Source organism: Kitasatospora sp. NPDC048296 (assembly GCF_043201815.1).
GTDB lineage: Bacteria > Actinomycetota > Actinomycetes > Streptomycetales > Streptomycetaceae > Kitasatospora.
On sequence record NZ_JBICZB010000011.1, the window covers coordinates 81,328 to 104,853 of the forward strand.

19 protein-coding genes and 3 tRNA genes are annotated in these 23,526 nt (G+C 74.0%); 20 read left to right on the forward strand and 2 right to left on the reverse strand.

Annotated features, from left to right (window positions below; genetic code table 11):
- The first annotated feature begins 57 nt into the window (after positions 1-57).
- The 4 genes from ACGF12_RS09870 to ACGF12_RS09885 all read left to right on the forward strand — a co-directional run bounded on the left by ACGF12_RS09870 (position 58) and on the right by ACGF12_RS09885 (position 3,812).
- The gene (locus ACGF12_RS09870; RefSeq protein WP_393027725.1) at positions 58-582 is read left to right on the forward strand and encodes a hypothetical protein; all 525 of its coding nucleotides are present in this window, start codon (positions 58-60) and stop codon (positions 580-582) included.
- A 64-nt stretch (positions 583-646) separates the two neighbouring features.
- Entirely contained in the window at positions 647-1,969 is a 1,323-nt protein-coding gene (locus ACGF12_RS09875; RefSeq protein WP_393027727.1) for a glutamate-5-semialdehyde dehydrogenase, read from the forward strand.
- 90 nt (positions 1,970-2,059) lie between these two features.
- A complete protein-coding gene (locus ACGF12_RS09880; RefSeq protein ID WP_393027729.1) occupies positions 2,060-2,647 on the forward strand; it encodes a hypothetical protein in 588 nt (195 codons plus the stop codon).
- Positions 2,648-2,750: 103 nt separating this feature from the next.
- Positions 2,751-3,812 (forward strand): hypothetical protein, encoded by a 1,062-nt coding sequence (locus ACGF12_RS09885; protein WP_393027731.1) that lies wholly within the window; start codon positions 2,751-2,753, stop codon positions 3,810-3,812.
- A 123-nt stretch (positions 3,813-3,935) separates the two neighbouring features.
- Here ACGF12_RS09885 and ACGF12_RS09890 read toward each other — a convergent pair whose 3' ends face one another.
- Positions 3,936-4,988 carry a M48 family metallopeptidase gene (locus ACGF12_RS09890; protein ID WP_393027733.1) on the reverse strand — a complete coding sequence of 351 codons (1,053 nt, stop codon included), beginning with the start codon at positions 4,986-4,988 and terminating at the stop codon, positions 3,936-3,938.
- Positions 4,989-5,315: 327 nt separating this feature from the next.
- Between ACGF12_RS09890 and ACGF12_RS09895 the strand changes: the two genes are divergently transcribed.
- The 8 genes from ACGF12_RS09895 (at position 5,316) to ACGF12_RS09930 (ending at position 10,018) form a co-directional block, all read left to right on the forward strand.
- A complete protein-coding gene (locus ACGF12_RS09895) occupies positions 5,316-5,462 on the forward strand; it encodes a hypothetical protein (protein ID WP_380613790.1) in 147 nt (48 codons plus the stop codon).
- Positions 5,463-5,614: 152 nt separating this feature from the next.
- A complete protein-coding gene (locus ACGF12_RS09900) occupies positions 5,615-5,770 on the forward strand; it encodes a hypothetical protein (RefSeq protein WP_355669510.1) in 156 nt (51 codons plus the stop codon).
- A 124-nt stretch (positions 5,771-5,894) separates the two neighbouring features.
- A complete protein-coding gene (gene nadD, locus ACGF12_RS09905; protein ID WP_393027736.1) occupies positions 5,895-6,527 on the forward strand; it encodes a nicotinate-nucleotide adenylyltransferase in 633 nt (210 codons plus the stop codon).
- Positions 6,528-6,540: 13 nt separating this feature from the next.
- Complete coding sequence (locus ACGF12_RS09910) at positions 6,541-8,346, forward strand: LCP family protein (RefSeq protein WP_393027738.1); 1,806 nt, start codon at positions 6,541-6,543, stop codon at positions 8,344-8,346.
- 186 nt (positions 8,347-8,532) lie between these two features.
- Complete coding sequence (gene rsfS / locus ACGF12_RS09915) at positions 8,533-8,991, forward strand: ribosome silencing factor (protein ID WP_387630898.1); 459 nt, start codon at positions 8,533-8,535, stop codon at positions 8,989-8,991.
- Positions 8,988-9,635: a histidine phosphatase family protein gene (locus ACGF12_RS09920; RefSeq protein WP_393027808.1), complete on the forward strand. Its 648-nt coding sequence runs from the start codon at positions 8,988-8,990 to the stop codon at positions 9,633-9,635. Before rsfS ends, ACGF12_RS09920 begins: the two co-directional genes overlap by 4 nt.
- 180 nt (positions 9,636-9,815) lie before the next feature.
- Positions 9,816-9,888 (forward strand) — tRNA-Ala (locus ACGF12_RS09925).
- Positions 9,889-9,945: 57 nt separating this feature from the next.
- Positions 9,946-10,018: transfer RNA gene (locus tag ACGF12_RS09930), tRNA-Ala, on the forward strand.
- A gap of 132 nt (positions 10,019-10,150) precedes the next feature.
- Here ACGF12_RS09930 and ACGF12_RS09935 read toward each other — a convergent pair.
- A complete protein-coding gene (locus tag ACGF12_RS09935) occupies positions 10,151-11,050 on the reverse strand; it encodes a helix-turn-helix transcriptional regulator (RefSeq protein ID WP_393027740.1) in 900 nt (299 codons plus the stop codon).
- A gap of 103 nt (positions 11,051-11,153) precedes the next feature.
- Between ACGF12_RS09935 and ACGF12_RS09940 the strand changes: the two genes are divergently transcribed.
- The 8 genes from ACGF12_RS09940 to ACGF12_RS09975 all read left to right on the forward strand — a co-directional run bounded on the left by ACGF12_RS09940 (position 11,154) and on the right by ACGF12_RS09975 (position 23,329).
- On the forward strand, positions 11,154-12,593 hold the full coding sequence (locus tag ACGF12_RS09940) for an MFS transporter (RefSeq protein ID WP_393027742.1): 1,440 nt from the start codon (positions 11,154-11,156) through the stop codon (positions 12,591-12,593).
- Positions 12,594-12,864: 271 nt separating this feature from the next.
- Positions 12,865-12,937: transfer RNA gene (locus ACGF12_RS09945), tRNA-Ala, on the forward strand.
- Positions 12,938-13,034: 97 nt separating this feature from the next.
- On the forward strand, positions 13,035-14,330 hold the full coding sequence (locus ACGF12_RS09950) for a hypothetical protein (protein WP_393027744.1): 1,296 nt from the start codon (positions 13,035-13,037) through the stop codon (positions 14,328-14,330).
- Between the two features lie 346 nt (positions 14,331-14,676).
- Positions 14,677-17,562, forward strand: coding sequence for a leucine--tRNA ligase (gene leuS / locus ACGF12_RS09955; RefSeq protein ID WP_393027746.1), 2,886 nt, complete (start codon positions 14,677-14,679; stop codon positions 17,560-17,562).
- A 349-nt stretch (positions 17,563-17,911) separates the two neighbouring features.
- Positions 17,912-18,682 (forward strand): hypothetical protein, encoded by a 771-nt coding sequence (locus ACGF12_RS09960; protein WP_393027748.1) that lies wholly within the window; start codon positions 17,912-17,914, stop codon positions 18,680-18,682.
- 71 nt (positions 18,683-18,753) lie between these two features.
- Positions 18,754-19,599 carry a DegV family protein gene (locus ACGF12_RS09965; RefSeq protein WP_393027750.1) on the forward strand — a complete coding sequence of 282 codons (846 nt, stop codon included), beginning with the start codon at positions 18,754-18,756 and terminating at the stop codon, positions 19,597-19,599.
- Between the two features lie 133 nt (positions 19,600-19,732).
- Positions 19,733-20,638, forward strand: a complete 906-nt coding sequence (locus ACGF12_RS09970) for a helix-hairpin-helix domain-containing protein (protein WP_393027752.1) — start codon at positions 19,733-19,735, stop codon at positions 20,636-20,638.
- A 63-nt stretch (positions 20,639-20,701) separates the two neighbouring features.
- Positions 20,702-23,329, forward strand: coding sequence for a ComEC/Rec2 family competence protein (locus ACGF12_RS09975; protein WP_393027754.1), 2,628 nt, complete (start codon positions 20,702-20,704; stop codon positions 23,327-23,329).
- Positions 23,330-23,526 lie beyond the last annotated feature (197 nt).

The following is a 23,526-nucleotide window of genomic DNA, read 5'->3' on the forward strand; positions in this document are numbered from 1 at the left end:
CCGAAGGCCGACGGGGCCGGTGGGGACGACACGACATCGCCGAACAGGAGGCCGCCGGTGGAACGCAGGCGCGAGGCAGCGCTGACCGGAGGGACGGCGGGCCGGCGGCTGACCAGTATCGACGGCGGCCGCGGGGACGGCCCCGCCGAGCCGGCCGGTCCGCCACCGCAGAGGCCCGGCGGAGTGCGCAGGCTGCGGCCGCAGCGTGCGGAGGCGGCGGACCCGCCCAGCGTGCCCGAGCAGGCGCGGCTGTGGCACGTGGTGCTGAGCGTGGCCGGGCAGGTCACCCCGCTGTCCGCCCTGCGTGCCTCGCTGGAGCGGCTGGCGCACGACCACTCGTTCTTCCTGACCGCGCGCTACGCGGCCGACCACGCCGAGATCCGGTACTGGGAGCAGGCCCGGGACCTGCACGACGCGGCGGCGATAGCGCTGCGGCTGTGGGGCGAGCACAAGGTCACCGCGAACCTGCCCCCGTGGGAGATTGTCGGGCTGGAGGTGGTCGACCGGGCGACGTACCGCAAGCGGGTGGCGGAGGGCTTCGGCGATCCGCCACCGCACCTGGGCGGCGTGCACCCCTACTGACCGGCCCTGTTCGGATGCCGAAACGGCGACGGGCGGGGCGGGCGCAGTCGCTACCCTTGGCGGCATGACCAGCGACCTCGCCACCGCCGACAGCCCCGTCCTCGCCGTAGCGCGCCGTGCCCGGGAGGCCGCCGCCGCGCTCGCCCCGCTGCCGCGCAGCGCCAAGGACGCCGCGCTGCTGTCGATCGCGGACGCGCTGGTCGCCCGCGCCGCCGAGATCGTCGCGGCCAACGCCGAGGACGTGGCCCGGGCCCGCGAGGCGGGCACGGCGGAGTCGGTGATCGACCGGCTGACGCTGACCGGGGAGCGGATCGCCGCGATCGCCTCGGACGTGCGCGACGTGGCCGGCCTGCCCGACCCGGTCGGCGAGGTGGTGCGCGGCTACACCCTGCCGAACGGTCTGGACGTGCGCCAGGTGCGGGTGCCGCTGGGCGTGGTCGGCATCATCTACGAGGCCCGGCCGAACGTCACGGCGGACGCCGCCGCGCTCTGCCTGAAGTCCGGCAACGCGGTGCTGCTGCGCGGCTCCGCCTCGGCCTACCGTTCCAACACCGCGCTGGTCGCGGTGCTGCGGGACGCCGTCGCCGCGGCCGGGCTGCCCGCCGACGTGATCCAGTTGGTGCCGGGGGAGAGCCGGGACTCCGTACAGGAGTTGATGCGTGCCCGCGGCCTCGTCGACGTGCTGATCCCGCGCGGTGGCGCCTCGCTGATCCGCACCGTGGTCGAGGGCTCGACCGTCCCGGTGATCGAGACCGGCACCGGCAACTGCCATGTGTACGTGGACGCGCGGACCGACCTGGCGATGGCGGTCGGCATCCTGCTGAACTCCAAGGCGCAGCGGGTCAGCGTCTGCAACGCGGCCGAGACCCTGCTGGTGCACCAGGACGTCGCGGACGACTTCCTGCCGCTGGCGCTGGCGGCCCTGGCCGAGGCCGGGGTGACCGTGCACGGCGACGAGGCGGTGCTCAAGGCCGCCGAGGGCAGCGCCGCCACCGTGGTGCCGGCCACCGACGAGGACTGGGGCGCCGAGTACCTCTCGTACGACCTGGCGGCGGCCGTGGTGCCCTCGCTGGACGCCGCCGTCGAGCACATCCGCCGCTGGTCCTCCGGCCACACCGAGGCGATCGTCACCACCTCGCAGGCCGCCGCCCGCCGCTTCACCCAGCTGGTCGACTCGACCACGGTGGCCGTCAACGCCTCCACCCGGTTCACCGACGGCGGTGAGTTCGGCTTCGGCGCGGAGATCGGCATCTCCACCCAGAAGCTGCACGCCCGCGGTCCGATGGGCCTGCCCGAGCTGACCAGCACCAAGTACATCGTCACTGGTGACGGGCATGTCCGCGGCGAGGCGACGCAGACCGTGGGCGGGGACGCGGACGCCCGCTGAACGAGGCGTGCGGGGGCGTCCGGCACGCGTGTGACGGACCAACTGCCGGGACCCACAGACAAATCGCCCGGCCGGTAATACGCTGAATCCGTGGCTGAGGATGTGGGGGGCTTGCCGTACCCCGACGGCGCCGACCACGGTGGTGCGGACGACGAGTTCGCCACCGTGGTCTTCGATGAGGCCTTCGTCCGGTCCGCCGCCGTGCACGAGCCGACGGCCAAGGAGCGGCAGCTCGCCGCGGCCGAGACGCGGTTCGAGCCGGACTCCGCGGGACCGGGTCGGGGCTATGACGTCCCGGCCGGTGACGGGTTGCCGCTGGAGCTGCGCCCGTACCCGAGCGGACTCGACGAGGACCACCTGTACCCCGACCCGTGGTCGGGCCCGGGCCGGGCGACCGGCCGCCGGACCCGACGGCGGTGGCGCCGCTACGATCCGGTGCGCGCCCGCGGCCGGTACGTGGCCCAGCAGCGCTGGCACCGGCCGGTGGCCTGGGTGCTCGCGGTGATCATGGGCGTGAGCCTGGTGGCGGTGGCGGTGGCGGTCGCGGCGATCTACCAGGGCGCGGGCGGTACCTCCGGCGCGCCCCGGCGCCCGGAGTCCGGCAGCAGCAGCACGGGGGTGGACCCGCGGCCCGCGCCGGCCGAACCGGCGCCGGTGGTCACGGCGCCGGCGGGCTAGTCGGAGCCGGGGGCGCACGCCCCGGGCGGGTGGCCTCGGAGCGTTCCCGGCAATCTGCGCAGGGGCTCTCGTAGCGGGCCGGGTGTACGCCTACCCTGGTGTCATGGGTGACCCGCGAGAGCCTCCTGAGGGTACGCCCGAGGGCGGTTCCGGAAACGAGGACGAATTCCGGTCCGTCGTGTTCGACGAATCGTTCGTGCGGGCTGCCCGGATCCAGGAGCTGTCCGCCCGGGAGCGGCTCGCGGGCTCCTTCGGCAAGGCCACCCGGGCCCGGGTGCGGCTCGGGCCGCTGGGTACCGTCCCGCGCCAGGCGCTGGCCCTGCTGCTGCTCATCCTGCTGGCCTTCGGGGCGGCGGTGTACTTCGGGGTGAACTCGCCGAAGGGCGTCCCGGCACGGCCCGAGGGCAGTCAAGTGACCGTCAGCCTGGTCGCGTTGAGCCCGGCCTCGGCCGTCCACCCGGTGACCGACCCGGCGAATCCGTTCGCCGCGCTGCCGCCCGGGTACGGCGAGGGGGCGACCGGGCTGAACACCCCGACCGGGGCCGCCACCGAGCACTTCAGTCGGGTCGAGGTGACCAAGGCGCTGGACACCGTGCAGCGCTACCTGGTCGCCTCCTCGCTGGCACCGGCCGCGCTGGTGCAGGGCGCCACCGCGGACATACGGGCCTTCGTCACGCCCGGTGAGCAGGCCGGATTCGACGAGAGCGTCGCACAGCCGGTGGACGACCGGCACCACGCGCTGACCGGCTGGGTGGTCCGCTTCGACCCGGCGCAGGTCGCGCTGGCCTCCGACACCGTGAAGGTGGTCGGCGCGATGCGGATCGACGAGGCGGACAGCGGCACGCTGCAGATCACCACCGACCACACCTTCGTCTACGCGCTGAAGCCGGCCGGGGCCCCGGCCGGGGCGCCGGTCACCCTGGAGACCGTGCGGCGCGAGCTGACCTTCCAGTTCGACCGGGTGGACCTGGCCTCGGCGCAGCTGCGGCTGGTGGACTCGGTGGTGCAGGCCGGGCCGGCGCCGTGCACCGCCTCGATGGCGGGCTTCCTGCGGCCGGTGCTGGCCACCGTGCAGGGCGCCGCGGTGGCGCCGCCCACCCCGGTCGACCCGGGCAACCACTCGCGGCCGGCCTGGCAGGTGTGCGGGGTGCTGGCGGGCGGCTGAGGGCCCCGGAAGGGACCGAGAGCGCCGGGGGCCGGGTTACGGGCCCCCGGATCGTGCACCCGGAACGGCACGGCGGCCGGTGACCCGGACGGGGCCACCGGCCGCCGTGGTCCGTGCGCCGGGTCAGCTGTCGTCGCGGTCCGTGGCGGAGCCGCGGTTGCCGCCGGTGAAGGTGTCGCGCAGCTTGCCGCCGACCGTGGCGGCGCCGCCGGCCACGTCCCGCAGCAGGCCCATCAGCGGGTCCTTGCTCTCCTTCACCGAGGTCGTGTAGTGGTCGGCGGCGGCCTTCCACTGCTCGCCGACCGAGGTGTCCCGGTCGTCCGAGCGGCGCGGGTAGGCGCCGGCCAGGATCGAGCGGTACTCGTCGCTCTCCGCCCACTTCTTCAGCTGGGCGACCCGGACCACCGCGAACGGGTGGGTCTGCGGCAGCAGCTGGAGCAGCTTGAGCACGCCGTCGCGCAGGTCGCCGGCCCGCTCGTACTCCTCCGCCTGCTCCAGGAACGCGTCGACGTTCATCTCGGCCAGGTTGTGCCCGCCGGCCAGCTTCATCAGGGCCCGCATGGACGCCTGGAGGTCCTGCCCGGCCAGCAGGCCGGCCCGGTCGCTGGACAGCTCGGCCTTGCGGAACCACTCCTTGAGGGCGGTGACGAGGGCCATGATCGCCAGATTGCCGAGCGGCACCCAGGCGATCCGGGTGGCGATGTTGGTGAGGATCATCAGCATCGTCCGGTAGACGGCGTGGCCGGACATCGCGTGGCCGACCTCGTGGCCGATGACGGAGCGCAGCTCCTCCTCGTCCAGCAGCTCGACCAGGCCGCTGGTGATCACGATGATCGGGGTGTCGATGCCGATGGTGTACGCGTTGACCGTCGGGTCCTGGGTGACGTACAGGTCCGGCACCTGCTCCAGGTCGAGCACGTAGGCGGCGTCGCGCACCATGTCGTACAGCTCGGGGAACTGACGCTCGGACGTCTTCACGGCGGTGGCCAGGAACATCAGCCGGATCGCGCGCTCGGACACCAGCCCGGCGAGCTTCTTCAGGACGTCGTCGAAGCCCGACAGCTTGCGCAGGGCGACCAGGGCCGAGCGGTCGGCGGGGTGTTCCCAGGCCCGGGTGGAGATCTCGGGGAAGCGCTGGCGGCGCCGGCTCGGGCTCTTCTCGAACGTGTCGGTCATGGTCTGAGTACCTCCTGGTCGACGGCGGCCCCGGCGCGGTGCCGGCCCCCCGCTGCTCTTCGCCTGCAACGACTGTCTGTGCAACGTCCGTGGTTGCGTACTCGTCCCCGCGGCCAGCCTACGCGCGGGGCGGGCCGCGCGATCCCCGCCCCGAACCGAAGGGGCGCGCCGGGATTCCCGCCCCGAGCTGGAGGTGAGCGGGCGAGTATCAGCGCGAGTCACAGGGGCCGGTGGGCGGCGCCGGTGTGAGGCGGGTTTACCCTGAATGCCCTGGAGAACCGAGACCGGATCCGGCCGCGGTACCGAGCAGTTCGAGGAGCCCCTCAGATGTCCACCGACACGCTGGTCAGCCTGGCCGCCCCCATCTCCGACGAGGCCGGCCCCGGCCTGTTCCTGCGGATCATCGTGATCGCCTCCTTCGTGGGGATCGGTCTGCTGGTCTGGATCATGGCCCGCGCCTTCCGCGGCCAGTAGGCGCCGCCTTCCCCGTGCCCGCTCACGCCCGGTCAGTGGCGGTGGGCCGCCGAGCGGTTGCCGCGTAACCCCCCGTACGATGACGGGTGGGCCCTCATCGGCCCGGAACAACCCCCAGGTCCGTTCACCGAGCCGAGAAGGTCCCGCCGACCATGAGCACTGCTGCCGCACTCCCCGTTCTGAACCTGCTCGCCGAGGGCGAGGGGGGCAACCACGACAGCCTGAACCCGGCCCTGACGGGTGGCGCCGCGCTGTTCATCCTGCTGCTCCTGCTCTTCATCACCACCCGCTTCAACCGGGACCGCTGAGCCCGGTCCACGGACCGCCAGGGGAGCGTCCGGCCATCGGGCCGGCCGCTCCCTCACGCATCTGCGGGCAACCCCCACACGGGCGTTCCCGCACCGTAACGGGCGTCGCGTAAGGTGTGGCGGCATGGGAGAGCAGGCCGGGATTCCCGGCGGACCGGAACCGGTGAAGAAGCGCCTCGGCGTGATGGGCGGCACCTTCGACCCGATCCACCACGGCCACCTGGTCGCCGCCAGTGAGGTGGCGAGCGCGTTCCACCTGGACGAGGTGGTCTTCGTCCCGACCGGGCAGCCCTGGCAGAAGTGCGACCGGCAGGTCACCTCGGCCGAGGACCGCTACCTGATGACGGTCATCGCCACCGCCGAGAACCCGCAGTTCTCGGTCAGCCGGATCGACATCGACCGCGAGGGCCCGACGTACACCGTCGACACCCTGCGCGACCTGCACGCCCTGCACCCGGACGCCGACCTCTTCTTCATCACCGGAGCCGACGCGCTCGCCCAGATCCTGACCTGGCACGACTCCGACGAACTCTTCTCGCTGGCCCACTTCGTCGGATGCACCCGCCCGGGGCACACTCTGTCGGACGCCGGACTTCCGGTGGGCGGGGTCTCCCTGGTGGAGGTCCCGGCGCTGGCCATCTCCTCCACGGACTGCCGCAACCGGGTCGCCAAGGGCGAGCCGGTCTGGTACCTCGTCCCGGACGGCGTGGTCCGCTACATCGACAAGCGGGCGCTGTACGCGCCGCACGGGACCTGAGCCAGGAGCCGGCGTGACGGAACGCAACGGGCAGCAGCCGGAGGAGTGGTCCACCGGGCAGTACGAGCAGCCGTACCAGGGGTACCAGCAGCAGCCGTACGAGCAGCAGGCGCAGTACGACCAGTACGGGCAGCCGGTGTACGGGCAGGGTACCTACGGCGGCCACCAGCAGCAGGGGTACCAGCAGGGCTACCAGGGGTACCCGCAGCAGGGGCAGGGGTACGAGCAGCAGGGGTACGAGCAGTCGGCGCAGTACGACCAGTACGGGCAGCCGGTGTACACCCAGGACCCGTACGGCGGTTACCAGCAGCAGGCGTACCACCAGGGGTACCAGCAGCCGTACCAGGCCGCGCCGGTGGTCGCCGAGCCGCAGCAGCCGCCGCAGCCCGAGGCCGGCGGCCCGGCCGCCGCAGCCGCGCCCGCTCCCGTCGAGCCCGCGGCTCCCGCCGCCGTGCCGCCGCCGCGCCCGCGCACGCCCCGGCCGGCCGCCGAGGCGACCCCGGACAAGCCCGAGGCGCCCTCCGAGCAGGTCGCCGGGGCCCGCTCCGGCAAGGCCGGCTCCCGGGCGCCCAAGGACAGCTACACCACGGGCGAGTTCACCTTCGTCGACGAGGAGGCGGAGGAGACCGAGGACGTCATCGACTGGCTGAAGTTCGCCGAGTCGCGCAGCGAGGTGCGCGCCGAGCGCCGCCGCAAGCTGCGCAACCGGCTGGTCGGCCTCGGTGTGGTGCTGGCGCTCGCGGCGGGCGGCGTCGGCGGCTACCTGTGGTTCACCGGCGACAAGCCGACCGCGGCCGCCGCGGCCGGCGGGCGCCAGGTCAACGTCGTCCACCTGCGCGACCTGCAGGGCAAGACGTCCAGCGCGCTGCTGGTCAACGACGCCTCCGGGCACAAGGGCACGGTGCTGCTGCTGCCCGACAACCTGCGGCTGCCCGGCCCGGGCGATCCGCCGGTGACCACCGTCGGCCAGGCCATGGACGCGATCGGCGCCTCGGCGACCCGTGACGGCCTGGCCACCGTGCTCGGCGCCCCGGTGGCGGGCACCTGGCGGCTGGACACCCCGTACCTGGAGATGCTGGTCTCCCAGCTCGGCGGTGTCCGGGTGGACACCAACGCCGAAACCCACGAGGGCGGCAAGCCGGACGGCAAGCTGCTGTCCGCGGCGGGCAAGAACACCCTGCTCAGCGGCAAGGCCGCGGTCGCGTACGCCACCCTGCAGGGGCCGGGCGAGAACCGGGACGCCCAGCTGGCCCGGTTCGGGCAGGTGATGGACGCGGTGGTGCGCACCATGCCGACCGAGTTCAAGGACGCCAAGGACGACGTGCACCGGATGAACGCGGTGCTCGACCCCTCGCTGCCCGAGGACGCCCTTGCCGGGGTGCTCGCCCAGCTCGCCCAGCAGGCGAAGGACGGCCACTTCGGCACCGCCGCGCTGACCGTCAAGCCGGACGGCGGGCTGGACGAGGCGACGGCGGGCAAGCAGGTCAAGGACGTGCTCGGCGGCACCGTGAAGTCCACGGCGGCCGGTGACACCTCGGCCCGGGTCTCGCTGCAGGATGCCAGCGGCAACGACGCGGCCGCGGCCGCCGCGCAGGTCCAGATCGTCAACTCGGGCCTGACCTTCATCCCGGGTGGCGCCAAGACCGCCGCGCAGGCCACCAGTGAGATCCGCTACACCGACGACGCCCGGCAGGCCGCGGCGAAGTCGCTGGCGACCAGCCTGGGGCTGCCGGACTCGGCGGTGAAGAAGGTGGGCGACGCGCAGAACGCGGACCTGGTGGTCGTGCTCGGCAAGGACTACCAGCCGCCGAAGCAGTAGGTCGGCGGTCGGGTCCGGCCCCTCCGGCCGGCGCCCGGCGCCGACGGCCGGGCCCGGTTCGGCCGCGCCCGGCCGTCGGCGGCCCCGGAAAACGGTTCCGGGGCCGCCGGGGCGGCGTGAGATCCTGGAAGGCGACCCCCGGCTGAGCGCCGGGGTCCCCCCAAGCCGCCGAGCCGGAAGAACACCGTGACCGTCACCGACCACAGCCAGCAGCTCATCACCGTCGCCGCGCAGGCGGCGGCCGACAAGCTGGCGCACAACATCATCGCCTTCGACGTCAGCGAGGTGCTGTCGATCACCGACGCCTTCCTGATCGCCTCCGCGAACAACGACCGCCAGGTCCGCTCGATCGCCGAGGAGATCGAGGACCAGCTGCGCGAGCAGCTGGACATCAAGCCGGTGCGCCGCGAGGGCGAGCGCGAGGGCCGCTGGATCCTGCTCGACTACCTCGACATCGTCGTGCACGTCCAGCACTCCGAGGAGCGCTCCTTCTACTCGCTGGACCGGCTCTGGAAGGACTGCCCCGAGCTGCCGCTGCCCGAGGACGCCATGGCCTCGCGCAACCGCCCCGACGCCATCACCGACCAGGCCGGCAACGCCGTCGCCCCGGCCGACGACTTCGGCAAGCCCGAGGACCTGCACTGAGCCGGGACGCGCGCGGCCCGCGCGTCGTCTTCTGGCGGCACGGTCAGACCTCCTGGAACCTCGAGTCGCGCTTCCAGGGCAGCACGGACATCGAGCTGACCGGTCAGGGCGTCCTGCAGGCCCAGCGGGCGGCCCGGCTGCTCTCGGGCCTGCGCCCGGACCTGCTGATCTCCTCGGACCTCAAGCGCGCCCGGCGCACCGCCGAGGAGCTGGCGGCGGTCACCGGGCTCGACGTGCAGCACCACGAGGGCCTGCGGGAGACCTACGCGGGCTCCTGGCAGGGCCTGACCAACGCCGAGATCCGTGAGCGCTACCCGGAGGAGTACGCGGCCTGGGCGGCCGGGGAACCGGTGCGGCGCGGCGGCGGGGAGCTATCCACCGAGGTCGCCGACCGCTCGGTGCCGGTGGTGCTGGAGGCCGTCGCCAAGCTGCCGGAGAGCGGCACGCTGGTCGTGGTCAGCCACGGCGGCACCATCCGCACCATGCTCGGGCGCCTGCTGGGCCTGGAGCCGGCGCTGTGGGAGTGCTTCGGCGGGCTGTCCAACTGCTGCTGGTCGGTGCTCGGCAAGGGGGCGCGCGGCTGGCGGCTGCTGGAGCACAACGCGGGCACGCTCCCGCAGCCGGTCATCGGCGACGACACCTGAGGGCTCGGTCCCGACGGTTCGTCCCCGGCGGCCGGGGCGCGCCGGCACTCGGGCGACGGGGGGCTTCGCTGGGGCCCGGAGGGGGCGGATTTCGCAGTTCCGGGCCTGACCAGCTAGAGTCTTCCTCGTTCGCAGGGAAGGAACGCGGCCCGGAAGGGAAGCGGGAGATCCGGTGAGTGCGGGGCTATAGCTCAGTTGGTAGAGCGCTTGCATGGCATGCAAGAGGTCTGGGGTTCAATTCCCCATAGCTCCACTCCGCATCGGCGGTCGTGGTCAGTTGGAGTTCCGGGGCCAGGGTCGTCCGTGTCGCGGGGCTATAGCTCAGTTGGTAGAGCGCTTGCATGGCATGCAAGAGGTCTGGGGTTCAATTCCCCATAGCTCCACAGCAGTTCGAGAGGCCGTCACCCACCGGGTGGCGGCCTCTCGGGTTTTGTCGGCTTCCTCCCCGGCTTCCCCCAGGCTTTCCCCGGCTTTCCCCGGCTTTCCCCGGCTTCCCTCGGCTTTCGCTCGGCCCCTTACGGCTCGCAGGTGTGCCTCCAGCCGCCCGGCGGCAGGGAGTTCAGCCGCTCGACCAGCTCCCGGTCGTCCGGGCTCTCCGGGACGTACACCACGATGTAGCACTCCGGCACGCCCGGCATCGTCAGGTAGGTGGCGTTCAGCCGTACCACGCCGAGCACCGGGTGGCGGAAGATCCGCAGCAGGTTCTTCGGCGGGGCCACCTCCTGGCGGGCCCACAGCTCCCGGAACAGCTCGCTGCGCGCCGACAGTCGCTGCACGTGGGCCTCCCAGGCCGGCTCACCGACGTGCTTGCCGTACGCCGAGCGCAGCACCGCCACCATCCGCGGCAGGGCCTCGTTCGGGTTCTCGCACGGGTTGCAGCACGACGGCGTGGTCAGCATGCACCAGAGGCTGTTGAAGAAGACCCCGTGGGACGGGCGCATCAGCTCGGTGCCGAACAGCGAGCCGTACGGCTGGTTGAAGCTCAGCACGTCGAACCGGGTGTTGGAGACCGCCGCCGGCAGTGGGGCGAGCGAGTCCAGGATCACCTGGATCGACGGGCTCAGCTCCGGCGGCGCGGGCTGCGCGAGCGGGGAGGGGGCCAGACCGGCCAGCCGGAACAGGTGCTGGCGCTCGGTGCCGTCCAGCCGCAGCGCCCGGGCCACCGCCAGCAGCACCTGCTCGCTCGCGTTGATCGGACGGCCCTGCTCCAGCCACGTGTACCAGGTGACCCCGACCCCGGCGAGCTGTGCGACCTCCTCGCGCCGCAGGCCCGGCGTGCGGCGGCGCAGCCCCGGCGGCAGTCCGACGTCCTCGGGGGTGACCCGCGCCCGGCAGGCCTTCAGGAAGCGGGCCAGCTCGGTCCGACGGCGGTCGCGGCCGCCCGTCGCGGTGGGCAGGTCCTGAAGCACGGTCATGCCGTCCATCGTGCCGCAGCGCGCGCCGGCGATACAGGTGCTGCCAGTACCAGGATCAGCAGGCTCTAACCACCAGTACAGGGACGGCCCCAGGCTGGTCGTCATGACGGACCTACAGATCCGGCCCGGCGTGGCCGGAGGCACCACCGGAGCCCCGGCCGTACGGCCGGGGCTCCTCCTCGCGCTCGTCCTGTGCGGGCAGTTCATGGCCGTGCTCGACGTCTCCATCGTCAACGTCGCGGTGCCCACCATCCGCACCGACCTGGGCGCCTCCGGCGCCGCCCTGCAACTGGTGATCGCCGGCTACACCATCAGCTACGCGGTCCTGCTGATCACCGGCGCCCGGCTCGGTGCCCGCTACGGCTACAGCCGACTGTTCCAGCTCGGCCTGGCCGCCTTCACCGCCACCTCGCTGGCCTGCGGCCTCGCCCCGGCCACCGGCTGGCTGATCGCCTTCCGGCTGCTGCAGGGCGCGGGCTCGGCGCTGATGGTGCCGCAGGTGATGAGCCTGCTGCAGCGCACCTTCACCGGCGCCGCCCGCACCCGGGCACTCGGCCTCTACTCGGCGGTGCTGGCCGTCGGGATGGCGCTCGGGCAGGTGCTCGGCGGGGTGCTGGTCAGCGCCGATCTGTTCGGCGCCGGGTGGCGGCCGGTGTTCCTGGTCAACGTGCCGCTCGGGGTGGTGCTGCTGGCGGCCGGCGCCCGGCTGCTGCCGCGGCTGCCCGGCGACGCCTCGCGCGGCTTCGACGTCCCCGGCCTGGTGGTGCTGGGCGCCGCGCTCGGCCTGCTGGTGGTGCCGCTGGTGCTCGGCCACGAACTCGGCTGGCCGGCCTGGGGCTGGGTGATGATCGCGGGCAGCGTGCTGCTGTTCGGCGCGTTCACGGTGGTCGAGCGGGGCGTCGCCCGGCGCGGCGGGCAGCCGCTGATCTCCGGACGGGTGCTGCGCGCCCCCGGGCTGCGCCCGGCGGCGGCCGGACTGTTCTCGATCATGGCGGCCTTCTCGGGCTTCATGTTCTCCTTCGCCCTGCACCAGCAGGCCGCGCTCGGCCACAGCGCGCTGCGCGCCGGGCTCTGCTCGGCGCCTGTCGCGGTCGGCTTCGGGCTGTCCAGCCTGCACTGGCACCGGCTGCCGGGCCGGTTGCACGGGCTGCTGCCGGTGCTCGCCGCCGTGCTGCTCGGGGGCGGCTACCTGCTGCTGGGGGTACTGCTCGGCGGCGGCGCCGAGATCGGGGCGGTACCGCTGGCGGAGATGGCCGCGCTCGGTCTGGTCGCCGGCTGCGCGTACGCGCCGCTGTTCGCCCGGGCGCTCGCAGGGGTGGCGCCCGGGGACGCGGCCGATGCCAGCGGGGTGATGGTGACCGTCATCCAGCTCGGGCAGGTGATCGGGGTCGCGGTGCTCGGCTCGGTGTTCCTCGGGCAGGTGGCCCTGCCGGCGCCGGCCGCCGAGTCCGGGCACGCGTTGGAGGTGACCCTCGTGGTCAACGCCGTCGGGGTGCTCGCCGGAGCGGGCTTCGCCGCGCGCAGCGGGCGGGCGGCACGGTAGGCGCGTTCGCGGCAAGGCGTGGCAAGGCGCGTTCGCGGCAAGGCGTGGCAAGGCGCGTTCGCGGCAAGGCGCGGCGGGACGCGGCGGAGACGGGACGCGTCGGTGGCAGGACGTGCTGGTGGCAGGACGGGTTTTCGAGGTGCGGCCGCGGGCGTCGGCCGCACCTCGGGAAACGGATTTTCGGAGCACCCCCCGGACCGTGTAAAGTGGTCGATGTCGCCGAGGGAAACGGACGGAAACGGCCGAGAAACCCGGTGACATCGCAGGTCAAGGGGCTATAGCTCAGTTGGTAGAGCGCTTGCATGGCATGCAAGAGGTCTGGGGTTCAATTCCCCATAGCTCCACAGTGATCAAGAGCCGCCTCCCGTCACGGGGGGCGGCTCTTCGCCGTTGTGTCCATGCCACCGACGGGCGGGCGGGAAAGACCGCTACCGTCGTGCCATGGCCGATCTGCAGCGAAGGCGGAACGAGGAGCTGGCCCGGATACTGCACCAGCTCGGCTGGAGTCCGGAACGGCTGGCCCGCGAGGTGAGCCTCGCCCTGCCGCCGGGCCTGGCCATCAGCTCCACCGCCCCGTACAAGTGGCGCGACCGCGGCATGGTGCCGCGCAGCCCGCACGACCAGACGGTCTGCGAGGTGCTCAGCCGCACCCTGGGCATAGCTGTCACCTACGAGCAGCTCTGGGGCAGGATGGGCGGCCACCGCGGCGCCAAGATCCTCTCGCCCCGGCTGCTCACCGACCCGTGGACCGCCGACACCGCCCAGACCGCGCTGCGCGAGGCGGCCACCGACGCCGGGCCCGTCCGCCTCACCGACCTGTTCCGCAGCGCCGACCTCGACCACGCCGCCGAACGGCTCGCCTCCCCGCCGCCGCCGGTCGGGGGCGGCGAGGGCGCGCTGCGCGTCGACCCCGGGCTGGTCGGCGAGCTCGGCCTGTCCTGCCGGAGCAAGCAGCGGCTCGAACGCTCCTGCGGCGGCGGCCTCGTCCTCGGCCCCGCCAGGGCCGAACTCGCCATGCTGGCCAAGCTGTTGGAGCTCGGCGCGTACGACGAACGACTGGGTCGCGAGCTGTACGGGACGGCCAGCAGGCTCGCCCGGTTGGCCGGCTGGGCCGCCTACGACCTCGGCCACGACGCCGCCGCCCAGCGGGCCTTCGTCGCCGCGCTGCGCGCCGCCCACGTCAGCGGCGACCCCAGGCTCGGCGTCGCCGGGCTCGGCGCGCTGGTGGTGCTCGCCACCCAGGGCGGCGGCGGGCGCGGCCTGGACGCCGTCACCGCGCTGCGCACCGCCCTGGACACCCACGGCCCCGCGCTCAGCCCCACCTCCCGGGCCCGCCAGCTCGGCCGGATCTCGCGTGCCCACGGCCGCCGCGGCGAGGCCGAGCAGGCCGAAGCCTTCGCCGCTCGGGCCTTCGCCGAACTGGACGGCCTGCCCGGCGCCGAGGAGGCCCGGGCCGACCTCGCCGGGATGGTGGGGGAGGGGCGGCTGGCGCTCGGCCGGTGCCGGATGGCCAAGCCGCTGCTCGCCGAGGCCGTCGCCGGGCTCGGGCCGGGGCGAGCCCGCTCCAAGGCGCTGCTGATGGTCCGGCTCGCCGATACCCACCGGCGGCTCGGCGACCAGCGCGAGGCGGCCCGCACGGTGGCGCAGGCGCGCTCACTGGCGGCGGGGATGCAGTCGGAGCGGCTGGCGAAGGCGCTGCGGGACTTCGACGCGGCGGGGCGGGCGGCGGCGCGGTGATCCGGGCCCGCTGCGTGCCGTCCGCGGTGTGGCGATCCGGGCCCCGCTGCGTGCCGTCCGCGGCGCGGTGATCCGGGCCCCGCTGCGTGCCGTCCGCCGTGCGGTATCCCCGGAAGCGCCCTGACCTGCTTGCGGTACCCTGAGCCCATGCGAACCGTGCGCCTGCTCCTTAGCCGGCCGCGCTGACCAGGACCGGCTGCGCCCTCGGGCGGTGCCGGAGTCGGCGTGGCGTCCCCTCCTGCGAGGGGATTTTTTGTTTTCCGCCCCCGCCCGCGTCATGGGCCGGGTCCACGGGCCGGCCGCGTCGCGCGGTTCGCCAACTGACACCGATGGAGCTTGAAGGACCATGAGCGAGACGACCCCTGCGTCCGGCGCGGCCGAGACCGCGACCGAGCCGTTCCGGTACAGCGCCGCGCTGGCGGCGGACATCGAGTCCCGCTGGCAGGACCTCTGGGAGAAGGAGGGCACCTTCCACGCCCCCAACCCCACCGGTGCGCTGGCCGACCCGTCCGCGGGTGACGTCGCCGCGAAGCCGCACAGCTTCATCATGGACATGTTCCCGTACCCCTCGGGCGCGGGCCTGCACGTCGGCCACCCGCTGGGCTACATCGCGACCGACGTCTTCGCCCGCTACCAGCGGATGACCGGTCACAACGTGCTGCACACGCTGGGCTACGACGCCTTCGGCCTGCCCGCCGAGCAGTACGCGGTGCAGACCGGCACCCACCCGCGGGTCTCCACCGAGGCCAACATCGCCAACATGCGCCAGCAGCTGCGCCGGCTGGGCCTGGGCCACGACCCGCGCCGCTCGATCTCCACGATCGACCCGGACTACTACCGCTGGACCCAGTGGATCTTCCTGCAGATCTTCAACTCCTGGTACGACGAGGACGCCCGAAAAGCCCGTCCGATCGCCGAGCTGGTCGGCCAGTTCGAGTCCGGCTCGCGTGAGGTGCCGGGCGGGCGCGCCTGGGCCGAGCTGTCGGCCGCCGAGCGCGACGAGGTGCTGGGCGAGTACCGCCTGGCCTACGCCAAGGAGGTGCCGGTCAACTGGTGCCCGGGCCTGGGCACCGTGCTGGCGAACGAGGAGGTCACCGCGGACGGCCGCTCCGAGCGCGGCAACTTCCCGGTGTTCAAGTCCAACCTGCGCCAGTGGATGATGCGCATCACCGCGTACTCCGACCGTCTGATCGCCGACCTGGACCTGCTGGACTGGCCCGAGGCCATCAAGCTGCAGCAGCGCAACTGGATCGGCCGCTCGGAGGGCGCCCGGGTCGACTTCGCCGTCGACTCCGGCAGGATCACCGTCTTCACCACCCGGCCCGACACCCTGTTCGGCGCCACCTACATGGTGCTGGCGCCCGAACACGGCCTGGTCGACTCCATCGTCCCCGCCGCCTGGCCGCAGGACGTGCCCGCGGAGTGGACCGGCGGCGCCGCCACCCCCGCCGAGGCCGTCGCCGCCTACCGCGCCGCGGCCGCCGCCAAGTCGGACGTCGAGCGGCAGGTCGAGGCCAAGGTCAAGACCGGTGTCTTCACCGGCGCCTACGCCGTCAACCCGGTCAGCGGCGAGTCCGTCCCGGTGTTCATCGCCGACTACGTGCTGATGGGCTACGGCACCGGCGCCATCATGGCCGTCCCCGCCCACGACCACCGCGACTTCGCCTTCGCCCGCGCCTTCGGCCTGCCGATGCGCTGCGTCGTCGAGCCGACCGACGGACGCGGCGAGGACCCGGCGGCCTGGGACGACGCCTTCGACACCTACGACTCGGTCATCGTCAACTCCGCGCACTCCGAAGGCGACCTGTCGCTGAACGGGCTGAGCGTCGTCGACGCCAAGGCCGCCGTCACCGCGTGGCTGGCCGAGCGCGGCATCGGCGAGGGCACCGTCAACTACCGTCTGCGTGACTGGCTGTTCAGCCGCCAGCGGTACTGGGGCGAGCCCTTCCCGATCGTCTACGACGAGGACGGCGTGATGCACGCGCTGCCCGAGTCGATGCTGCCGGTCGAGGTCCCCGAGGTCGACGACTACTCGCCGCGCACCTACGACCCGTTCGACTCGGACTCCTCGCCGGAGACCCCGCTGTCGCGCAACGCGGGCTGGGTCAACGTCGAGCTGGACCTGGGCGACGGCGTCAGGAAGTACCGCCGCGAGACCAACACCATGCCCAACTGGGCGGGTTCGTGCTGGTACGACCTGCGCTACGTCGACCCGACCAACACCGAGGCCGTCGCCGACCCGGCCAACGAGCGCTACTGGCTGGGCCCCACCGCGGCCAAGCCGGCCGGCGGCGCCGACCTGTACGTCGGCGGCGCCGAGCACGCCGTGCTGCACCTGCTGTACGCGCGCTTCTGGCACAAGGTGCTGCACGACCTGGGCCACGTCTCCTCCGTCGAGCCGTTCCACAAGCTGTTCAACCAGGGCATGATCACCGCGGACGTCTACCGCGACGAGCGCGGCTTCCCGGTGCCCGCCGCCGAGATCGAGGAGCGCGACGGCACGTACTTCTGGCAGGGCGAGCCGGTCAAGCGCGAGGCCGGCAAGATGGGCAAGTCCCTGAAGAACGCCGTCGCCCCCGACGACATCGCCGACGAGTACGGCGCGGACACCCTGCGCCTGTACGAGATGTCCATGGGCCCGCTGGACGTCTCCCGCCCCTGGGACACCCGTGCCGTCGTCGGCTCGTACCGCTTCCTGCAGCGGCTGTGGCGCAACGTCGTCTCGGAGAGCACCGGCGAGCTGGTCGTCACCGAGGAGCAGCCGGACGAGGCGACCCTGCGCGCCCTGCACAAGGCGATCGACGGCATCCGCGGCGACATGGCCGGGCTGCGCTTCAACACGGCCGTCGCCAAGGCGATCGAGCTGAACAACTTCCTGGTCAAGCGCGGCTCCACGCCGCGGTCGGTCGCCGAGCAGCTGGTGCTGATGGTCGCGCCGCTGGCCCCGCACATCGCCGAGGAGCTGTGGCGCCGCCTGGGCCACGGCGAGTCGCTGGCGCACGCCGACTACCCGGTCGCCGACCCGGCGTACGTGGTCGACGAGGCGGTGACCTGCGTGGTGCAGATCAAGGGCAAGGTGAAGGCCCGGCTGGAGGTCGCGCCGACCATCACCGACGCCGAGCTGGAGGCGCTGGCGCTGGCGGACCCGGCGGTGGTCGCGGCGATCGGTGACGCGACGGTGCGCAAGGTGATCGCGCGGGCGCCGAAGCTGGTGAACATCGTGACGGGCTGAGGGGTCGACTGAGTTCTCGGCCGAGTTGTCGGCCGGGCCTGCGGCCGGGACCGGCTTGACCGGGCGGGTGTCCTTCGGGGCGCCCGCCCGGTGCGTTTGCGCGGTGGTGCGCGGCGGTGTCCTGTGGTGCGGTGGTGGTGCGCGGTGGTGCGCGGCGGTGCTGCGGTGCGGTGGTGCCACCGGTGCGTACCGGGCCCTCGGGGAGATCCCGGATCTGTCCCTGATCTCCGCCCGTCGGGCCCGTTCGGACCGTTTCCGGGCCGGGTGCGGCGGCTACGGTGGAACCCTCGGCAGTTCGGCCCGCGTTGGGCCCGGTGGGGGCCGACCCGGTAGCGGAAGGTGACGCGCGATGGACGTGTTCGGCGTGATGATCGGCTTGGTCCTGCTCTTCGGGATCGCGGTGCTCGTCCTGGCCGTGCGAGGCACGGTCAAGGCGGCCAAGGCCGTCGCCGCGAAGGTCGAGAAGCACGAGGCCAATGCCCGGCGCGCCGTCGAGACCGCCACCCTCAAGGCGAAGACGTACACCAAGGTCGGCCCGCCCGCGCAGATCGCCACCGTCCGGCTCACGCTGCGGACCTCCCTGGACGGCACCCGGCAGGTGCTGGAGAGCGGGCTGCCGCAGGACGGCCAGCTCGGCGAGGCCCTCGCGCTGCTGACCCGGCTCGACGCCCACGCGGCGGAGCTGGACGGCGAGCTGCGGATGCTGGAGCGCGAGCCGGACACCGCGCGGATCGCGGCCAAGCTGCCGGAGCTGCGGGAGCGGGCGGAGCGGATCGTCCATTCGGCGGAGACCATGCGGTGGGCGGCGCAGGACCGGATGCACCGGTTCGCGGACGACGAGCTGAGCCGGCTGAGCCAGGAGTGCGAGAGCGAGGCGGGGGCGCTGCGGCATTGGGACACCGCGGGGGGCGGCTCCGCTGGTGCTGCGCCCGGGGCTTCGTCCGGTGCCGGCGCCGGTGCCGGTGCTGGTGGTGCCGGTGCGGCCCGGGCCGGGTTGACGGACGGGAAGGGGCGGCCGAGCGCGGAGGAGCTGCTCGGGCTGGCCGATCCGCTGGTGAAGCTGGCGCAGCGGCTGCGGAAGCCGTCGGCGGGGACCTCGGCAGGCCCCTCGGCTGGCTGATTTCCCGGCTCCTTCCGGTGCGTCCCGGAGTGCGCTGTCCTCCCGGACGAACGGGGAGTAACCTCCGGCTCATGGCCTCCGACCTCGCTCTTGTCACCGATTCCACGGCCTATCTGCCGCAGGAGAGCCTCGACCGGCACGGGATCACGGTGGTCCCGCTGAGCGTCGCGGTCGGTGACTCGGTCCTCAGCGAGGGTGTGGAGATCTCCCCGAAGGACGTCGCCGAGGCGCTGCGCGCCAAACAGCGGGTGACCACCTCCCGGCCCAACCCGGAGGCCTTCGCCGCCACCTACCGGGCGGCCGCCGAGGCCGGGGCGAAGGGGATCGTCTCGGTGCACATCTCCGGCGAGCTCTCCGGCACGGTCGAGGCCGCCCGGCTGGCGGCCGCCGAGGCGCCCGTACCCGTGCGGGTGGTGGACAGCCGGCTGGTCGGCATGGCCCTCGGGTACGGGGTGCTGGCGGCCGCCGAGGCGATCGCGGCCGGGCAGGGCCTGGCGGAGGCGGCCGGGGCGGCGGAGCGGCGGGCGGCCGGGACCAGCGGGTTCTTCTACGTGGACACCTTGGAGCACCTGCGCAGGGGCGGGCGGATCGGGGCGGCGCGGGCGCTGCTCGGGTCGGCGCTGGCGGTCAAGCCGCTGCTGCACCTGGACGGGGGGCGGATCGAACCGCTGGAGAAGGTGCGGACGGCCTCGCGGGCGATCGCCCGGCTGGAGGAGATCGCGGTCGAGCGGTCGGGGGAGGGCGCGGTGGACATCGCCGTGCACCACCTGGCGGCCGAGGACCGGGCCGAGCCGCTCGCTGAGCGGCTGCGGGCGCGGGTGCCGGGGCTCCGGGAGCTGTACGTGGGCGAGGTGGGGGCGGTGATCGGCGCGCACGTCGGGCCGGGTCTGCTCGCGGTGGTGGTCGCGCCGCGCTGAGGCGGCGGTTCGGTCAACTTTCGCAGGTTCCCCTCACTCGTGTGAGTGACGTTTTTTATCCACAACCCCCGGGTTATCCACAGGGTTTCGGTAGTTTCCGCGGGCCGGCCGTCGGCCTCCTAGCGTCCTCGCCATGACGACCCTGGGCCTGGGCGCGGCTAAGCGCCAAGCGATCAACGAGACGGTACGGCTGCGGATGGCGGCGCTGCTGCCGACGGGCGAGGAACCGACGGGCGAGGAACCGGCGGGCGGCCCCTGCGCGGGTGTTCCCCCGTCCCCGGGGGCCGCTCCACCGTTGCCTGCCGAGGCGTCGCCGCCGGGAGCGGTCGACCCCGTCGGCCCTTCACCGGGTGACGGGGCGCGGCTGCGGTTCGCCACGGCGCTGGCGCTCGACCGGCGGGCGGTGGCCGGGCTGGTGATCCTGCTGCTGTTCGCGGTGGGTTACGCCGTGCAGCACTTCTGGCTGGCCAGACCGGAGGCGGTGGCCGTCCCGGCGCTCGCGGGCGCCTCGGCGCCGTCGGAGCCGGGCACGCCCTCCGCCCTCGCCCCGGCCGCCTCCGGGGCCGGGCCGCCCGAGGCCCCTGCGGGCCCGGGCACGGAGGCCGCCGTCGTGATCGACGTCGGCGGACGGGTCCACCTGCCCGGCCTGCACACCCTGCCCGGCGGCTCGCGGGTGGCCGACGCCCTGCGGGCGGCGGGCGGTCCGCTGCCGGGGACGGACACCAGGGGCCTCAACCTGGCCCGCGTGCTGACGGACGGTGAGCAGATCCTGGTCGGCGAGCAGGCACCGGCCCCCGTCCCGCTCTCCGGAGGCGCCAACGGGCCTCCCGGGGCCGGCACGCCCCGGCCACCCGTCAGCCTCAACCGCGCCACCCTCGAACAGCTCGACGCCCTCCCGGGTGTCGGCCCGACCCTCGCCCAGCGCATCCTCGCCTACCGCACCTCGCACGGCTCGTTCCGCACGGTCGACCAGCTCCGGCAGGTCAGCGGGATCGGCGCCCGTACGTTCGCGGAGCTCCGCCCGTTGCTGACGCTCTGACGCCCTGACGACCATTCCGTTCCCGATGCACGAACTCGCCGACCGCCGAAGGGAGGCACCGCCATGTCCGCCGTCACCGCAGCGCTCCCGCGCCCCCGCTCCTCGGCCGCCGACTTCCGGCTGCTGCTTCCCGCCGTCTCGGCCTGGGTGGTCACGGCGGCGCTGCTGACCCTGGAGCCCGGGTCCGAGATCCTGCTCCGCTCGCTCGCGGGCGTCGCCGTGCTCGCGGCCGTCCCGCTGCTCGTGCGACCGGGCCTCCTGCGCCGGCGCGGGGCCGCGGTGACCCTCGCCGCCGTCCTGCTCACCGGAGCGGCGGCCGCGATCGCGACCCCGCTGCACACCGCCGACCTGCACCGGGGGCCGCTGCCGGAGCTCGCCCGTGCGGCCGAGCACGCCCCGCCGCGATCCGCGGGCACGCCCGCCCCGGCGGTGGAGGTGGAGCTGACCGTCGAGGGGGACCCGAAGGTCCACACCTCCCGCGGCGGCACCACCGGCGGGCAGTCCCTCCTCACCGTGGAGGCCGTGGCCGACCGCGTCACCGTCCTCCCGGACGGGCGGGCCACCCGCACCCACACCCCGGTGACCGTCATGGTCCGAGGGCCGGAGAGCGGGCCCTGGCTGCGGCTGCTCCCGTCCGAGCGGCTGGCCGCGGAGGCCGAGGTCCGACCGGCGGGGGAGGGCTACGACACCGAGTCCGCGGCGCTGCTGGCCGTCCACGGCCCGCCCCGGCAGCTCGCGCCGCCGAGCCTGCCGCAGCGGATCGCCGGGCGGCTGCGCGAGGGCCTGCGCACGGCGTCCGACGGGCTCCCCTCGGACGCGCGCGGGCTGCTCCCGGGGCTCGTGGTCGGCGACACCTCCCGACTGCCCGACGATCTGGTGGACGACTTCCGGGCCACCGACCTGGTGCACCTGGTGGCCGTCAGCGGGGCCAACCTCGCCATCGTCCTCGGCGTGCTGCTCGGCGCACCCGGCCAGGCCGGCACCGCGGAACGGCGCGGGCTGGCCGCGGTGCTGGGACTGTCGCTGCGCACCAGCGCCCTGCTGGGCACGGCGCTGACGCTGGCCTTCGTCACCGTCTGCCGACCCGAGCCCAGCGTGTTGCGGGCGGCGGGAACGGGACTGATCGGCATGCTGGCCCTGGCCACCGGCCGCCCTCGCCAGGCCGTACCCGCGCTCGCCGGAGCCGTGCTGGTCCTCGTCCTGCTGGACCCGTTCCTGGCCCGCTCCTACGGCTTCCTGCTCTCGGTGCTCGCCACCGCGGGGCTGCTCGTCCTCGGGCCGCACTGGGCCGAAGCCCTGCGGGCCCGACGCTGGCCGCACCACCTGGCGGGCGCACTGGCGGCGACGGCGGCCGCGCAGGCGCTGTGCGCGCCGGTGACGGTGGTGCTGTCCGGACACATCAGCCTGGTGGCGATCCCGTGCAACCTGCTGGCCGAACTGGCGGTGGCCCCGGCGACGTTGCTCGGCTTCGGGGTGCTCGTCCTGCAGCCGTTCCTTCCCGCCCTGGCCCGCCTGCTCGCCGAACCGGCCGGAGTGCCGGCCAGCTGGCTCGCCCTGGTGGCGCGCCGCGGAGCCGAGCTGCCGGGCGGCCAACTCTCCTGGCCGGGCGGCTGGTTCGGGACGGTGACGGTCGCCCTCGCCACCCTGGCCGTCTGCTGGGCGGCGCCCTCCCTGCTGCCCCGGCGGACGGAGCCCGGCCGGCGGGCCCGTACCCGGCGCCGCTGGGCCCGGGCGCTGGTGACGGGTGCCCTGCTGGTGGTGCTGCTGGCCGTGTTGCTGCGCCCGCCGCAGCTCGCCCGGATCGCCACCGGCTGGCCGCCGCCGGGGTGGCGGCTGGCGATGTGCGATGTCGGGCAGGGAGACATGTTGGCCCTTCGGACCGATGCGTCGGACAGCGCGGTGGTGATCGACACGGGGCCGGACCCGAACGCCGCCGATCGGTGCCTGCGCGACCTCGGCATCACGACGGTGCCGCTTCTGCTGCTGACGCATTTCCATGCCGACCATGTCGAGGGCGTGCCGGGGGTGTTGCGGGGTCGTGCGGTCGGTGCGGTCGAGGGCACGGTACTGGACGATCCGCCGGGAGAGGTGGCCCGGGTGGCCGACTGGGTGGCCGGGGCCGGGGTGCCGTTGCTGCGGGCGGGTCGTGGTGAACGGCGGTCGGCGGGTGCGGGGTTGGCCTGGGACGTGGTGTGGCCCGATCCCGTGGCGGCCGTGGAGGCGCCCGGCGCGAACAACGCGAGTGTGGCGCTGTTGGTGTCGTTGGCCGGTGGTCTGCGGATGGCGCTGCTCGGTGACCTCGAACCACCTGCCCAGTCCGCCCTGTTGGGCCGCTTGGGCCGGGTCGACGTCCTGAAGGTGGCGCACCACGGATCGGCGCACCAGGACTGGGACTTGACCGCGGCGCTGCGGCCGCGGCTGGCCCTGATCTCCTGCGGTGAGGGCAACGCGTACGGTCACCCGTCCCCGCGCACGGTCGAGCGGCTGCGCGCGCTGGGCGCCACCGTCCTGCGTACCGACCGCGCGGGGGACATCGCCGTGACCGGTGACTCCCCGTCCACCCTCGCTGTCGCCGTCCACCCCCAGCCCTCCCACGGCGCCCACAAGGTGCGCCCCCAGCGAGCGAACCAGTCGGCGGCCCACACCGACCCCGGCCGGACCCCGCACACCCCGCACGCCCCGCCCGAATGACCCCGCTCTCCCCCTCCCTCCACGAAGTGGGGCAGGGAAAAGGGGTAGGGGTGTGGGGGAGGTGGAGGGAGGGGCGGGGCGGGGCCAGCAGAAACGTTGCGGGGGGGGGGGGGGGGGGCGCGGGGGGCGCCGGGGGCCAAGTTGTTTTTTTCCCAACCCCGCGCGGGGAGCCAGCCGCTGAAACAGAGTGCCGGCGC